This window comes from Lysinibacillus sp. RC79, from assembly GCF_041262405.1.
GTDB lineage: Bacteria > Bacillota > Bacilli > Bacillales_A > Planococcaceae > Lysinibacillus.
The window spans coordinates 22911-38831 of the sequence record NZ_JBGCCD010000046.1 but is presented as its reverse complement, the minus strand read 5'-3'; the positions used below and the strand labels follow the sequence as shown (position 1 = coordinate 38831).

Here is a 15921-nt window from a genome sequence, read left to right as displayed (position 1 = left end):
TTAAATAAGCTGCCGCCTGCAAAATACAGACAGCAGCTTCAGAAAGTTGCCTAACCTTTTTTAAAATGTCCTTTACAAAGGGTACATATTAATATGAGGTGGTTTCTTTTATTTTGGGTGATGCCATAACTGAAGTGTCGCGGAACGGATTCTGCTTCAACGAAAGAAGCAGGTTAGTTGAAGAAGGAAATAGTTGGATTACATCGAAATATAAAGTAATAAGTTAGATTGGAGTGCTTACAATGATTAAATTCTTTGAATACAACTGGCAGGTAAGAGATGAATGGTTTGACTGGTGCAATCAACTGACAATTAAAGAGTTGTTAAAAGACCGCAGGGGAGGAGTAGGAAATATATTATATACACTTTTTCACATAATTGATGTGGAATATAGTTGGATTCGTGGCATTCAAGGCAAAGAAGATGTAGTATTTCAGTTTGCTGATTATAATACACTTGAAAAGGTTAAATCACTTTCAGATAAATTACGAAATGAAATAGCTGAATTTATAAAAATAAATTTAGGAGGTTTAAAAGAAAAACTAGTCAGTGTTTCTTGGGATAAAGATAAATACACTGTTGATGAAATATTACACCATATAATTACTCACGAAATTCACCACATAGGTCAACTTTCTGTTTGGGCAAGAGAATTAGAACTAAGCCCTGTACCTGCTAACTTTATTGGAAGAGAGTTAACGAGGGGGTTTATTAATGAAAATGAATGAAAAAACATATCTAAGTATAGAAGAGATTATTTCATTACCAGCCTTATCAGGTACAAACATAAGTGATGATGGCAAAAACGTAACATTTGTCAAGAAGACAACTAACTGGAAAGACAATAAATATAGGAATGATGTATGGATATATGAAAAAGATAAGGGGCATTGTTACCCATTAACAACTGGGGATATAGAGAGTACATACCCATTATGGTCTCCAGATTCTAGAGATATCGCATACCTTAGCCCAGTTGGTGGCGGGGATATTAAGAAAAATCAGATTTTTGTTAAGTCCATAGATGGTTATAGTGGGGTTCAAATTACTGATGAGAAAGAAGGGGTCAGTAAATTCAAATGGGAGCCTACTGGCAAGGGTTTATATTATGTTGCACAGTCAAAAGAATCTGAGACGATAAAGAAACGTAAGGAACTATATGGAGATTTCCTTCATATAGGTAAGGAATACCAGAATAATTGTTTATATTACATTGAAATAGAAAAAGTGATACAAAATGATAAAGATGAACACGAAAATAGCGTTGTTGATCAACTAACTGATGGTAAGGATTTTCATGTCCATGAATTTGATATTTCAAATGATGGGAAAAAGGTTGTATTAATGGCTACACCAAGCCCAAATATGGGAGATACTATTAATGGAGATCTATATTTATTAGATATTAAAACTGGAGAGCTACAAAAGATGAACATAGATAAGTTGTTGGGAGGGAGCGTTTGCTTTTCTCCTGATGGCAGCAAAATATGTTACTCGGCAAGCATAAGGGAGAAGGATTACTATAAGACCCATATACAAGACAGTACGCTCGAGATATATGATATTAATAATGGAGAGCTAATTCAACCTTTAACAGATTTTGATAGTACGGTTATTCCATTACGTTGGACAGCTAAAGGAATATTAATTAGATGGCAGAATAAAACTAATTATCTTATTGGGTTGTTATCTGAGAATGGCACTGTGGAAATGTTAAGCGAAAAAGTAGATAGCTTTATAATGGATGCTTCTATAACAAGGGATGGAAACCATATATCCTATAATAAGGCTATAACAAATGAAACCTTTGAAATCTATTTAGACGATAAAAAAATAACGAATGAAAATAGCTTTTTCAATGGAAAGCTTAAAAGTAACAGGGAAATAATCTCATGGCAAAGTAGTGATGGTCTTGAAATAGAGGGAGTTTTATCAACCCCAGTAGAGTTTGACGTAAATAAAAAATATCCCTTATTAGTGGTAATCCATGGTGGACCGGCTTGGGCATCCTTTCCAATATTTTCAGGCTGTTTTAATGAGAAATATCCTATTGAACAGTTTATCGAAAAAGGCTTTATAGTTTTAGAACCAAACTACAGGGGAAGTTCTGGTTATGGTAATGAATTCTTAAAAGCAAACTATAGAAAACTGGGAATTGCTAACTACGATGATGTTATATCTGGAGTGGATAAACTAGTTGACAAAGGGATTGCAGATAAAGATAGAGTAGGGGTTATGGGATGGAGCAACGGGGGATATGTATCAGCTTTCTGTTCTACATTTAGTAGTAGATTTAAAGCTATTTCAGTTGGAGGTGGAATTACTAATTGGAGTACCCATTATGTAAATACAGATATACCTTACTTTATTAGGATGTATTTAGGAAATGATCCATGGAATGATCCAGAGATATATACTAAAACATCACCAATGACATATATTAAATCAGCCTGTACTCCCACTTTAATTCAACATGGCGAGAAGGATGCAAGAGTTCCAACTCCAAATGCATATGAGCTATATCAAGGATTAAGGGATATGGAAGTTGATACAGAATTAATTATTTTTAAAGGAATGGCATATAGTTCTGACCATCCAGGAATTAATGTGGCTATTATGAAGCAGAATTTGATGTGGTTTTCACACTATATTCTTGGAGAAAATATGGAAGATTTCAGGGTTTTATAATTAATAAATGGATATCCTCACAGGATACAAAAGGATGAAACAGTCTTCATAAGGAAGTTTTTTTTCTTATTTAGCCTGTGATTGTAGCTCTATGATTTCTATGTGAATTTCCACTGTATAATACTCTAGCAACTACATTAATTTATAAATTTATAGCGACGTTATGGCATTAAGCTCTCTTTACCTTTGTAGATATACGGAAATAATATAATCGTACAGTTATGAAACTGGATCTCTGCAAAAGAGCTGAGCATTATTTCTCACTCAGTTCTTTTATTCACATAAAAAAAACTTTTAACTAAACCTGCTAATAGTTTGTGAAGAATTACACTTAAATTAACGGGGGCAAGAGTTTAAGATCAAGCTAAAAAGGAGCTTTTCTTATTGAGGTAACGAAGCAGTTTAGTGCTATAAGAAAGTAATAATTAGGGGGGAAACAGGTTAAAAAAAATAATCCTATTTTTTTCTTTATTAGCTGTTATGTTAGTTACTTCAGGTTGTTTGAATGAAATGGTTGGGCAAAAAATAACTGTACAGAAACGAACTGGTGAAGAAAATATTTTTGAAGACTTCAAAGAAGTCAATCAAAAAAAAACAAGTGGAAAAAGCAAAAGATATAGTTAAAAATGCTAATTGGGAAAATAAAAAAGTAGAAATGGCACGATATGCTGACTACCAATTTCAATTTCCATTTAAGAACAGTAGCGAAAACAAAATAGCCTCTTATTTACTTTGGGTTAGCCCAAATGGTGAAAATTTAGAAATTGTTACTGATAGCGATAGATACGTAAAATTAACAAAGCAAGATTCAGCAAATCTATATGAAATTTTAACTGAAGAAGAATTAATAAAGTAATTCCCTGTCTTGTATACTCTTCAACTCCCATGAAAGAACTTAATCATCTTTCATTTTCTGTGGTGAAGAGCTGATTTTTGCGCTTCATGGATGGCTAACGGGTTAGTTGAGAAAAAATAAAAGGATTCTTACCCAAAAACATGAATATATATTTATTGGTATTTAAATAAGCTCTACTTGAAAATAGGAGGTATTGAATTGGAGGACTTAATTAAAGAGTACGCCTTAGGATACACAATGCTTCGGGAAGCCATCGAAGGATTAAGCGAGGAGGAGCTTCGTTACAAGCCCGCATCGGACAAATGGAGCATTCATCATGTTAATAGAGCAGGAGGGTAAACTGAGTTTAAACGATTAAACGTATACTATAAATTATAGAAATAGAACAAGGAGGAAAAGTAATGACTAAAAAGCAAAAGGTTATAATTGTTGGTGCAGGGATTGTTGGTGCATCTATTGCTTATAATCTATCAAAGGAAAATCAGGATGTCACTTTAGTTGAGAGCCATTCAAAAGCAGGATGTGGTGTAACATCAACTTCCTTTGCTTGGATTAATCCTTCAGGGCGTGTTCCAGATAACTTTCAACATTTGTATGACGGGTCATTAGCAGAATATCATGTATTGGAAAAAGAGATCCCAGAATTAAAGGTAGATTGGAACGGCTCCCTTTCATGGGGAATTCCTGCAAACATCCATAAATCTTATATAGAAAAAATAACTCGCCAGCAAGTATCGGACTTAGAACCTCATTTAAAAGAATATCCAAAGGAAGCTCTATATGCTTTTAAAGAAGGTGCGGTAGACCCTAATATTCTAACGAATCTTTTAGTAAAGAAAGCGCAAGAAAATGGGGTAAATATTTTATTCGACACAAAAGTAACACAAATTAAAAAGGAGGACGCTAAAGTTGTTGGCATACATACTTCAAAAGGCTTTATAGAATCAGATGTCATTGTATTGGCAACTGGTACAGCTTTACCTGAACTTTGTAAGCCTCTAAGCATTGATGTTCCTGTTGAGTCATCACCTTCTATTATTATTCATATGAAATCTCCAAAAAAGCTTATTCACACATTAATTTCTAATTCAAGATTTGAGGCAAGACAACTATCTGATACTACTTTAATTGCTGCTGAAGATTATTTGGATGACCATGGAGAAAACGGACCGGAAGAGGTTGGAAAAAGAGCTTTTGAGACCCTTCGAAATGATTTGAAAAATGGAGAGTATCTTGAGCTAGATAGTGTTCAAGTAGGGAAGCGACCAATGCCTATAGACGGCTACCCTATTGTTGGTTTTCATGATCAAATAAAAGGACTTTATTTAGCAGTTATGCATTCTGCAATCACGTTATCTCCTATTATTAGTCGATTGGTTGCGAAGGAAATCGTAGATAATGTGCAGTTAGAAGAACTAGTAGGTTGTAGACTATCTCGATTTTACCCAGTAAATGAATAATACTTTTTCTAAAATCATAATAGTTGAATAAAATGAGTAATCCAATTATCGAATTTAAATCATGCTGGGATAAGTCAAAAAGCAATTCTACATTAAAGTATCCCAGTGCAGTAGGTGTTCAGCGATTGACAAACATGCCTTAGCATACATCAATATAAAAAGCAAAGTCGTTTTCGTTAATACTTAAATAAATTTGTAATGAAGCACATTTTAGATTGATAAATTGAAGAAACGGATTTGGACGAAAAGCAGTTCCCAAATCCGTTTCTTTTTTTGTATATAAAAGATTCCTTTAGAAGAAAAATTAGGTGCAGTTTTTCCTGAGATAACAGCTTATGGTTTTTTAGAGTTTGTAGAATATAAACGTTGGAAAAAAGAAAATTATTGAGTTTAGTATCCTCAACTCCCATGAAAGAACTTAATCATCTTTCATTTTCTGTGGTGAAGAGCAGATTTTTGCGCTTCATGGATGGCTAACGGGGTGCAATAGTTGAAAAGTGAGGCTGTATTTGACGGACTTTTTAGTAGATGTATAATGTAAAAAGAAATTTAATGAAAGCGTTAATTAAAGAAGAAGTAAATATTTCTAATTGTATGGAACCATTATGGAAGTTTAATATCTAGTTTTTCATTTAGATCATTTATTTCTCTAACTGTCGCTATCCTAGAAGATGCTCCAGACCTTTGAATCATTTCTTTAGCACTTGTAATTATTTCATTAACCAACTTGACTCCTCGATAACATTAATGACTACGGTAGAAGTGTGTGATAGTAATTTGGTGGTTCCTCTAGATGAAGAAGCTGTATTACGAATAGAATTCTTAAATCCAAAGTGCATTATTGAAGAATGATTATTATATGTTCCTGGATGTGCAGTACATAAAAACGGTTATATTTGTATCGGATTAGAAATAGGTATTGGAAATCCTTACGCAATAAATATACACGAAGGAAATAATCCTCCTGTCTATATATTAGATCATGAGTATGGTGAAGAGTCTAAGATGATAATTGAAAATAAACTAACTGTTGTAGAAAAATTATCCGACCTTTTCCTAGTTGCGACCATAAAAAAGTAAAATTGTTGAATAGCCCTTTTAAGACTTGATTTGTGAAGAATTACACTTAAACTATCGGGTGGGTTAGTGCAATAAGGATTTCAAAAATAATCACGCTTTAAAAAGTTATCTACCACATTCAAATAAGAGCATGTTTTGATCAATCTTTTTTCAAAACATGCTCTTTAGATTTGTTCTCATATTAAGGTTAATATCATTAATTTAACCAAATTTTGGTTTAAAACAAAGTTGAACTGTCTTGGGCTAATACGATGTTGGTCCCCAAGGAGTCGTTCCGTCTCCACTCATCCACTGACCATTTTTTTATTGTCAAGCTACAGATTATCCGACATTAGATATTGTATTCTAAGATATATTCTCGCACCCGATTTATTTTAATGAAAAAATATTCCCGTGAAAAAATTAAGAGAAAGCGAATACATGTTCTTATTTTATCATATTAATCGTATTTAACAAGCATTTTGGGTGAAAAAAGGGGATGATATCTTTAGGAACAATAAATATTTATTGTCTTACGATAAATATTTATTGACTTGGAATGAGTGGCAATCTATTATGTCATTAGCAAGTTATGAAAGAGGTGCTTTATGAAACAAAGAGAATTATCAAGATGGTTAAAATTGATAATTATATTTTGTGCTTTATTTGGTTTATTGTTCTGTGTTTATGTTGGACCACAAACAGGGAAGGAAGTCTTACTGGATTCAGAAGGACTACTAGCGTTGTATAAACCATTTATTGCATTTATTTGGATAACAGGGATTCCATTTTTTATAGCATTAGCTTTAGGCTGGAAAATATGTACGGATATTGGCTCCAATCAAGATTTTACGGTCGAGAATGCAGATAGATTAAAAATAATAAGTGTGTTAGCCATGATCGAAGGTGTTTTATATGTAGCTGCGTTACTTTATATTTTTGCGATTGGTAACTACCACACGGATGTCCTAGTAATTATGTTACTTATTTTATTCTTTGCAATCGTGATCTCTGTCTTTACTTCAATGCTTTCTTATTTAGTAAGAAAAGCAAGTGAGATAAAGCAGGATAATGATTTAACGATTTGAGGTGTGTAAACGATGGTTATCATTGTAAATCTCGATGTCATGCTGGCTAAAAGAAAAATGAGTGTTACAGAATTATCGGAAAAACTAGGCATTACAATGGCGAATGTTTCTATCTTGAAAAACGGAAAAGCAAAAGCCGTTAAATTTTCTACGTTAGAAAAAATATGCGAAGTTTTAGACTGCCAACCAGGTGACATTTTGGAATACAGAAAAAATGAAAATAATGAATAATGGGGGAAGAATGATGAAAAAATATATGATTGCAACTTTACCGATTGTAATAGGAGTTTTATGTTTATTTATGAAGGGAATTATTGGTGATGAATTATTGCCTGATGGAACACTCATAGAAAGAAACTTCTTTTTAATTCCTTTAAGTTATTTATTTTTCTTTACCGGTATAATTTCAATATTATTTGTTGCAATTTTTTCTACCGTTAAAAAGACAAATATAGTTAAATAAAATGAAAAGATCAGGTTCACAAACAGGAGCCTGATCTTTTATTGTGTTATTCCCAAGTTTGATCTAGCTTATCACTGTAAAACTTAATGGCTTTGCTATAATCTTTTATTCCTTCATGTTTACTAGTAAGAATTAATGTATTTAATAAAGTTTCCATAGCCTTTGAATGTTCACTAAGATTATAGAGAGTCATAGCATAGAAAACCTTTAAATGTTCGGCTTCCGGAAACTCGCTCATAGCTTGTTCAAAAATACGTTTCGCCTGTTCATATTGCCCTAATGTACGATAGGTGCTACCTAATCCTACATAAGCATCTACTAAAATTTCGGGTTTAAGCCCTAAGTGAATTGCTTTTTCGTAGTGGGGGACAGCCTCTTTTTCTTTTCCTAATGAATCATATGTCCATGCACACTGAAATTGGTAGTATCCATTTTCAGGCTCTTCTTGAACTAGTGCTATCATTAATTGATTTGCTTCTTCCAATCGACCATTCTCTCTTAAAGTAATGATGTGTTGTAATCGCTTATCCATTGTCTTGTATCCTCTCACTTTCTATTTTTCTTAATATTTAATAATTTTAAACTTTTACATTATCATTGTATACTTGATTCTAATTTTAAAAGTTTTACTTTTCTATATTATCAGGCATATTGATCAGAAAAATATTGGGTGATTATCTGTAGCGAAGGCGACAACAACAAAGCGGCTTGACGCTTGTCCACAGCGTAATCAGCGTTTTCAAATTAATAAAATAATAATAGAGGTGAATCAGAATGCTTGAGCGTTCTATGGAGAAAACACGGGAATGTAAAAAAGAAAGGGAGTGATAGAAAGAAGAGCATAATGTTGATAGCTCTTCTATATAAAAAGAAAAGAGGACGATTATGATGAATAATTATCAAAGCATCTTTAGTGAAGGATTTGATTTAAAATATTGTGTGAAGGGACAAGGTAAGCCAATATTGGTAGTGGGTAGCAGTGTTTATTATCCACGCTTGTTCTCGGAAAATTTATATAAACATTTTCAATTTATCTTCTTAGATCATAGAGGTTTTGTGAAGCCTCCTCGTTCTTTAAAGAAAGAAGGTTATACTTTGGATAAAATTGTAGAGGATATTGAAACAGCAAGACAATGGCTAAAGCTTGAGGATTTCATCATTTTAGGACATTCTGGACATGCATTTATGGCTTTGGCATATGCCGAAAAATATCCTCAGTATGTTCAGAAGGTAATTTTATTAAATTCGGCACCGACAAACAGTCAAGAGAGACAGCAGCAAAGTTTTTCATTTTTTAATGAGACAGCCAGTGCTGAGCGAACAAAGCAATTTGAGCATGATATTGCATTTTTAGAGAATGATATTCACAATGATCCAGAAAGACGATTTGTGCATATGTGTATTCGCATGGGAGCGCATAGCTTTTATGATTATACGTTCGATGCAGCTTATATGTGGGATGGCGTATATACAAATATGGAAGTTATTGATTACCTTTGGGGTGTAGCTTTTGCTGAACGAAATTTAATCCAATCTATGGCTCAATTAGATAAACCTATTTTTGTAGGGTTAGGAAGGTATGATTATTTAGTCGCTCCTGTTTCGCTTTGGGAAGTAATTGATTATTCATTTGAAAATGTGAAGAAGATCATTTTTGAAAAAAGTGGCCATAACCCGATGTTTGAAGAACCGGATACTTTTGATAGAGAATTAATCAATTGGATTAATAAATAGAATGATGACATAAGGTTCATTAATTTATAACCCTAAATACAAAATCGCTAGAGAATTAATAAAATTCCCTAGCGATTGTTCATTTAACTTCGAAAAGAGAACTTAAGTGCCATCTTATCTAATACAGTAGCGATTATGATCCCTACTGTATATCGAACCAAATCCGCTACAAGAAAACCTTTGCCAAGTACCAAAGCCCCGAGCGTTGTCCCACGAATCTGAATAATCCAGTCTTCCTGATACAACTGGCTAAATTCAATGCCGAAGCTAAACAAAAAACTGAGCCAAATGGCTGTTAGGGTGCTCTTACGCACTAGCAATAATCGAAATCCGAAATAGACCATCATAGCCCATAGCATGTCCCCTGCGTTCTGCGCTATAAATGACGGAAGTAAGAGACTCCATTTTCTGGAAGATAGACCTAATATGATGGTGATAACAATAGCTATCAAATAAGCTATTCGCATGTTGCGGTATTGTAAGTTGATAGATTTATGCTCATTAGTCAATAGAATCACTCTTTCGGTTGTAAATATTAATTCATTATCTCATAAATGATGTCCGGAAGAATTATGTGTGTATGCACCTTTGACGAAAGATTACCAAAATATTTAGTTCACCTTGTACTCTTCCTTAAGCAATCCGTATATTTCTAAATCTACAACCCCTTTACCAGACCATAACGTAGCTTGTCTTAAAAGTCCTTCTTTTAAAAAACCATTTTTCAGGAGAACCTTTTTAGATGCTTCATTTAATGGCATAACCTCAGCTTGTATTCGATTTATATTAACTTCCTCAATTAAAAATTTGACAAGTATTTTAACTGCATCCGTTGCAAGGCCCTTACCCCAATAATCCTCTGCAAAAAAGTAACCAATCGTCACCATATTCACTTTTTGATTAAAATCCATTGCTTCTATAATACCTACTAATTTATCGCTATGAGACTTTTGAAAAATGCCCCATTTAACTCTGTTTTTCTTCTGATAATCTCTGTCAAAATGACCGATCATTTTACCTACTGTTTGGATATTATGTTTCGGGATTATCCCACAATATTCAAAGACTTTTTCATTATCATAGATTGCAAATACTTCCCGTAAATGTACATCTTCAACTTTTTTAAGCACTAAATTTTCGGAGCTTAATAATGGGAACTCTGCAAACACTTTTTTGATATTCATAGTATTCTCTCCTTATTTTTACCCCTTTAAGTTGAAGAGGCAATATTCAATTGAGTTTTGAATCCTTACAAATAATCCATACCATAGCCCCTTTCTATTGACAATATTAAAGATAGACTATAAATGTTTTTTGATAATTTGTGCTTGTAAAAATAGGCTCTTCACCTAAGCGTAGGTTGATTTCCGTTCCGACTGGGCGCTTTGTTGCTGACGCTTCGCTTTCGCACAGATAAAACCCTATTGCTGTCGCATCGCTTTCACAGACAAAACCCAGTTGCTGCCGCTACGTTAGCACTACGCTTTCGCACAGAAAACATCCGATACGCTGCAGGGTCTTGGGCCAACAGATGTTTTTTGCGCGAAAGCGAAGCGGCAGCGGCACCGAAGTTGGTCACGAAGGCGTTATCACAGGACGTGATGGTTATAGCCTTCGTTCCTCTATTGCTGATCCCCAAGGAGTCGCCCAGTCTTCACTTCAATCAACAAGTGTCATCCTCACTATTGATGATAAGAAATAAAATAGACATATTGCGCAACATTACTTTATTATGTATAATTTTACTATATTATACAGAAAGCGAGTGATTTATTATGATAGTCAGCTCTATTTTTCCATCAAACAAAAATAAGGTGTGGAAGAACTAAGTGAAAAATGAATAGATTCTTCTGCAAATAATCGGAGGAATTGCCATGTATAGTTATTACGGTCCATTATGTACGGAACTTTATGATTTGACAAAACCAGTAGGATATTCTATTGGTGGGGATATTGAATACTATCTTGAACGATTAAAAGGAACTAAGGGAAGAGTACTTGAAGCAGGAGTTGGCTCTGGACGCTTTTTAATCCCTTTACTTGAAAATGGATATGATGTTGAGGGAATCGACTACTCTCATGAAATGTTAGATTCATGCCGAAAACATTGTATAGGAAGAGGATTCAAGCCAAATCTATATGAAGGTAACTTAAGCAATTTTTCATTAGACTCAAAATATGAAGCGATTGTTATGCCGACAGGTTCATTCTGTTTAATCGAGAACTCAAAAGATGCGATGGATGCATTAACATGTATGTATAATCATTTGATCCCTGGAGGCCGACTAATTCTAGACTTGCTTTTACCTACAGACTGGCGGACAGGGGAAATAACTTCATCCTACTATGAAATTTCGCAAGAGGAAGGAATTTCATTAGAAAGAAAAGCCATTGAAATGAACTGGATCGATCAATATACGTTAACCGTTATAAAATATGAAAAATGGCGAAATGGTAAATTAATTGATACAGAGTTACAAAGATTTCCGTTAAGATGGTACGGAATAGAAGAATTCAAGCTTATATTAACAAATATAGGTTTTTCTGATATTACTTGCTCCGCTGAATATGTATATAACAAGAAGCCTTTAAAAGAGCATTCACTAATTACATTTGAAGCTGTTCGTAAATAAATATACCTGCTAGATTTTAGCTAAGAAAATAGCTAAATATCTAGCAGTTTTTTTAGTTTTTATTAAAACCCATTTTTTTCTTGCTTTATTTTTACTGTATAAAGGAAAAATATGATTGTCTATATTTCAATGAAGAAAGAAGGGTTTTCCATGCATAAAGATATGAATTATGGTAGGGACTTTAAATATATTCCAGCAACTTCAATATGGAGCGGAGATGGTATTGAAGTATTAGCTGATTTATACCAACATACGATTCAAATTGTAAATATTGTGCTTTACGGTGAACCTCATAAAAGTGAATTTGTATTAGTGGATGCTGGTATGCCAAAAAGTGCACATAACATTATTTCAATAGCCGAGGAGAGGTTTGGATCAAATAGTCGACCTAAAGCATTAATTTTGACGAACGGTCACTTTGATCATGTTGGGGCGTTAATTGATCTAATTGAACATTGGGGTATGCCGGTTTATGCCCATCCATTAGAATTACCTTATTTAACTGGTAAAAAAAATTATCCTGAACCTGATCCTGTTGTAAATGGTGGCTTAATAGCAAAAGTGTCATCCATTTTCCCGAATGAAGCTATTAACTTAGGAAACAACGTTGAGGCGCTTCCGTCCGATGGCAGTATTCCATTTATGCAAGGTTTTCGTTGGATTCATACTCCGGGTAATACGCCAGGGCATATATCTTTATTTCGTGAAGAGGATCGAGCGTTAATTGTTGGAGATGCATTTTGTACGGTTCAACAAGAGTCGCTTTACAAAGTGTTGCTACAAAAAAAGGAAATTAGTGGCCCGCCACGATATTTCACGACGGATTGGCAGGCTGCTTGGGATTCCGTAAAAAAATTAGAGGCATTAAAACCTTCAGTTGCTATTACAGGCCATGGATTACCAATGAAGGGGGGAAGAGCTTACAAGAAATTTGCATAAATTAGCGACTGAATTTGAGCAGATTGCTTTACCTAATCATGGCAAATTCATGAATTAACATATTAAAAAGTCTCTGTAGGACGAAGAAACAAAATGAAGATATTCGTTCTAGATAAGATAAAAACTGCACTCCAATTGTTAGGCACAACTAACAATTGGAGTGCAGCTTATACTAAATTACTGATTAAATTGACGTATTTTCCTTGTTCACCTCAATGTTGTTTTCGGGAATAATAAGTGTGAAACCAACAATAACGACGAGTCCAGTAATTAAACCATAAATAATCGGTAGTGTAGAAGTAATTCCAAAAATAATAAATGAAATAAAGATAACTAGTGAACTAGCAATAATAGAATAGAAAGCAGCTTTACTTGTTACACGCTTCCAATAAAGACCGATAATGAGAGGTACGAAAATAGCACCTGATAAAATTGCATAGGCCATATCTAATGCCACTAGTATGTTTTGAATCCATACTGAGAAAATGATTGCTAACACACCTAAGCCAAGAATAACAATTCGCGATGTATTGATGATATCTTTATCAGTCATATCTTTTTTTACGTATACCTTAATAATATCGTTAGTGATTAGGGTCGCAGAGGCAAAGATAGCTCCTGAAGCATTTGACATAAGTGCAGAACAAACACTAGCAAGAACAAGCCCCAACAAGCCTGGTGGGAGAATTTCTAATGCAAGACTAGTAAACGCTGATTGAGAGTCCCCTAAATTTGGAAGTAGTACAAGTGCGCACATACCCACTATACTTAGTACTAAACCATAAAAAACACTGTATAGACCGGCCGAAATGGCACTACTTTTCGCTACCTTTTGGCTTCTCGCTGTAAATACACGCTGCCAGATGTCTTGAGAAACCATTAAACCAAAGAAGTACAATAAAAAGTATTGGAAGATACGACCCCAGCCGATATTTGTAAGGCTAAGGTGCGCTTCTGGCACACTACTAAATAGAGCTGTTAACCCTCCGACACTGTTTACGCTAAACGGGAACATAATAAAAAATACACCGATAGTCATTACTATAAATTGTATAATATCGGTTAAGGTAATACTCCACATTCCGCCTAAGATTGTATAAAAAAGCACGATCCCTCCGCCAATAATCATAGAAGGAATAAGGGACCAGCCCAGTAACACGTGAATAACATTTCCCATACCAATTACTTGTGTTACCACGACCATAAGGGTATAGATGGCTGTGACAATAGCACTGATAAGCTGAGTTCCTTCTCCAAAGCGCTTTCCGAGTAACTGACTAATAGTAAAAACCTCATAACCGCCAATTTTATTAACGACGAAAAGACCCAAGGCAGCTATACCAAAGCCCATCATCGAAACAAACCAAAGACCAGAAACCCCGAAATTATAACCTAATGTCGTGGAACCCATAGTAGCCGCACCACCAATAATAACAGCTGCTAAACAACCGACATGGCTGTAGTACCCTAGACGACTTCCTGCGAGGACAAAATCTTTTTCAGATTTCGCTTTTTTAATTCCGATTATTCCGATAATAATCAAAACACCGAAATAGAGAAGAAGAACAAAAGTATCCAGTATATTCATTTAAACACCCCCGAAACTTAATTCTAATTCGTATTCGGTAATCGCTTCGTCAAGCAAGGAAATTCCTAAGTCTAAATGTTCTTTATCTATATTTAATGGAGGCATCATTCGAATTACCTCGCCCTTATTACCGCTCAAATAGTAAATAACCCCTTTGTGCAGACACTTCTCCAGGATGTTCATTAACCCCTTACCATTTGATTCTCGGGTTTCAGGATGAATAATTTCAATTCCTAGCATCAAACCAATTCCACGAACATTTCCGATCGTGTGATGTTTTTCTTTTAAATGTATTAATTTATTTAATGCATAGTCACCTAATATTCTAGCATTTTCCACTAAACCTTCATCTTCTAAAACGTCGATTGTAGCGCATGCGGCTGCACATGCAACAGGATTTCCGCCGAATGTAGTACTATGACTACCAATTGTCCATTGTTCCATTAACTCCCGTGAAGCTACTGTTGCGCTAAGGGGCAAGCCACTTGCAATTCCCTTAGCAATTGCCATTATATCTGGTGTCACACCAAATCGATTTGCCGCAAACCAGCCACCAGTTCGACCAAAACCAGTCTGAACTTCATCAAAGATTAATAAAATTCCGTATCGGTCACAGATTTCTCTTATTTTTTGTAACCATGCTGTTGGAGGGATAACATAACCGCCTTCTCCTAGAACAGGTTCTAAAATAACAGCTGCCACTTCATCTGGAGATACTTGATGATTAAATAAACGTTCAAAATCTTTTTCAACATGTTCTGACCAATATTTATCATGGTTTAAACCCTCTGGTGTCTCCGTTAATTGAGCATATGGTAATTGATATGTCATGTTTGCTCCAACCGGTAAATTCCTTCTATATTTACTTTTTGATGTAGTAAGACTTAACGCTCCCATCGTTCTTCCATGGAATCCTCCAAGGAAAGAAACAACGTAAGGTCTCCTAGTTACATGTCTTGCTAATTTTACTGCACCTTCGATTGCTTCTGCTCCGCTATTTCCAAAGAAAAAACAATTTAATGACTCTGGTAAAATCTTTCTCAATTTCTTAGCTAATAGAATAATTGAATCGTAATTTATAATACCGATAGGGCCATGAACTAAATGATCAACTTGATCTTTAATAGCTGTAATGACCTTTGGATGTCTATGCCCTGTATTTTCTGTAGCAATACCAGAAGTAAAATCTAGATACTTTCTACCGTCGACTCCTATATAAAATAATCCCTCCGATTTTACTACCTGCAGATTCGGAAAATCCTTCGCCATTGTGGGTGCTAATAAGCCCTCTTCATTAATGTTTTTCCAATCAATCATAAACTCATCCCCATTTCATTGATGTTGAAAGAATTTTCCCTTAATTCAGAAAAAACGTCAAATGCCTACCATAAGAAATTTTAATAGTTAAAAAAT

At 34.5% G+C, this 15921-nt stretch carries 14 protein-coding genes and 2 pseudogenes; 11 read left to right on the top strand and 5 right to left on the bottom strand.

Annotated features, from left to right (window positions below; translation table 11 throughout):
• The first annotated feature begins 242 nt into the window (after positions 1-242).
• From ABH968_RS26105 to ABH968_RS26070, 8 genes and pseudogenes are all read left to right on the top strand, one after another.
• Positions 243-728, top strand: a complete 486-nt coding sequence (locus tag ABH968_RS26105) for a DinB family protein (protein ID WP_370048702.1) — start codon at positions 243-245, stop codon at positions 726-728.
• Positions 715-2688, top strand: coding sequence for a S9 family peptidase (locus tag ABH968_RS26100; RefSeq protein ID WP_370048700.1), 1974 nt, complete (start codon positions 715-717; stop codon positions 2686-2688). The genes ABH968_RS26105 and ABH968_RS26100 overlap by 14 nt, the downstream gene beginning before the upstream one ends.
• Before the next feature lie 562 nt (positions 2689-3250).
• Positions 3251-3544 (top strand): YhfM domain-containing protein, encoded by a 294-nt coding sequence (locus ABH968_RS26095; RefSeq protein WP_370048698.1) that lies wholly within the window; start codon positions 3251-3253, stop codon positions 3542-3544.
• A gap of 198 nt (positions 3545-3742) precedes the next feature.
• Positions 3743-3865: pseudogene (locus ABH968_RS26090) on the top strand (DinB family protein); the annotation flags it as partial.
• A gap of 80 nt (positions 3866-3945) precedes the next feature.
• Positions 3946-5004: an NAD(P)/FAD-dependent oxidoreductase gene (locus ABH968_RS26085; protein WP_370048696.1), complete on the top strand. Its 1059-nt coding sequence runs from the start codon at positions 3946-3948 to the stop codon at positions 5002-5004.
• Between the two features lie 1667 nt (positions 5005-6671).
• The gene (locus ABH968_RS26080) at positions 6672-7151 is read left to right on the top strand and encodes a DUF2975 domain-containing protein (protein ID WP_370048694.1); all 480 of its coding nucleotides are present in this window, start codon (positions 6672-6674) and stop codon (positions 7149-7151) included.
• 12 nt (positions 7152-7163) lie between these two features.
• Positions 7164-7382: a helix-turn-helix domain-containing protein gene (locus ABH968_RS26075; protein WP_053484019.1), complete on the top strand. Its 219-nt coding sequence runs from the start codon at positions 7164-7166 to the stop codon at positions 7380-7382.
• A 10-nt stretch (positions 7383-7392) separates the two neighbouring features.
• On the top strand, positions 7393-7614 hold the full coding sequence (locus ABH968_RS26070) for a DUF3955 domain-containing protein (protein ID WP_370048692.1): 222 nt from the start codon (positions 7393-7395) through the stop codon (positions 7612-7614).
• 46 nt (positions 7615-7660) lie between these two features.
• Here the strand turns inward: ABH968_RS26070 and ABH968_RS26065 are convergent, their stop codons facing one another.
• A complete protein-coding gene (locus ABH968_RS26065) occupies positions 7661-8146 on the bottom strand; it encodes a tetratricopeptide repeat protein (RefSeq protein WP_370048690.1) in 486 nt (161 codons plus the stop codon).
• A gap of 356 nt (positions 8147-8502) precedes the next feature.
• Here ABH968_RS26065 and ABH968_RS26060 point away from each other — a divergent pair, with 356 nt between their 5' ends.
• Positions 8503-9348 (top strand): alpha/beta fold hydrolase, encoded by an 846-nt coding sequence (locus ABH968_RS26060; protein ID WP_370048706.1) that lies wholly within the window; start codon positions 8503-8505, stop codon positions 9346-9348.
• An 83-nt stretch (positions 9349-9431) separates the two neighbouring features.
• Here ABH968_RS26060 and ABH968_RS26055 read toward each other — a convergent pair whose 3' ends face one another.
• Together ABH968_RS26055 and ABH968_RS26050 are read right to left on the bottom strand one after the other, a co-directional pair.
• On the bottom strand, positions 9432-9815 hold the full coding sequence (locus ABH968_RS26055) for a ribosomal maturation YjgA family protein (protein WP_370048704.1): 384 nt from the start codon (positions 9813-9815) through the stop codon (positions 9432-9434).
• A gap of 144 nt (positions 9816-9959) precedes the next feature.
• On the bottom strand, positions 9960-10532 hold the full coding sequence (locus tag ABH968_RS26050; protein ID WP_370048688.1) for a GNAT family N-acetyltransferase: 573 nt from the start codon (positions 10530-10532) through the stop codon (positions 9960-9962).
• A gap of 690 nt (positions 10533-11222) precedes the next feature.
• On the opposite strand from ABH968_RS26050, the gene ABH968_RS26045 reads away from it, so the two are divergent.
• Both ABH968_RS26045 and ABH968_RS26040 read left to right on the top strand, forming a co-directional pair.
• Entirely contained in the window at positions 11223-11981 is a 759-nt protein-coding gene (locus ABH968_RS26045; protein WP_370048686.1) for a class I SAM-dependent methyltransferase, read from the top strand.
• 150 nt (positions 11982-12131) lie between these two features.
• Positions 12132-12978, top strand: a pseudogene (locus ABH968_RS26040) (MBL fold metallo-hydrolase).
• A gap of 126 nt (positions 12979-13104) precedes the next feature.
• Here ABH968_RS26040 and ABH968_RS26035 read toward each other — a convergent pair.
• Together ABH968_RS26035 and ABH968_RS26030 are read right to left on the bottom strand one after the other, a co-directional pair.
• Entirely contained in the window at positions 13105-14508 is a 1404-nt protein-coding gene (locus tag ABH968_RS26035; protein WP_370048684.1) for a sodium:solute symporter family protein, read from the bottom strand.
• On the bottom strand, positions 14509-15825 hold the full coding sequence (locus tag ABH968_RS26030) for an aspartate aminotransferase family protein (RefSeq protein WP_370048682.1): 1317 nt from the start codon (positions 15823-15825) through the stop codon (positions 14509-14511).
• Positions 15826-15921: the final 96 nt, after the last annotated feature.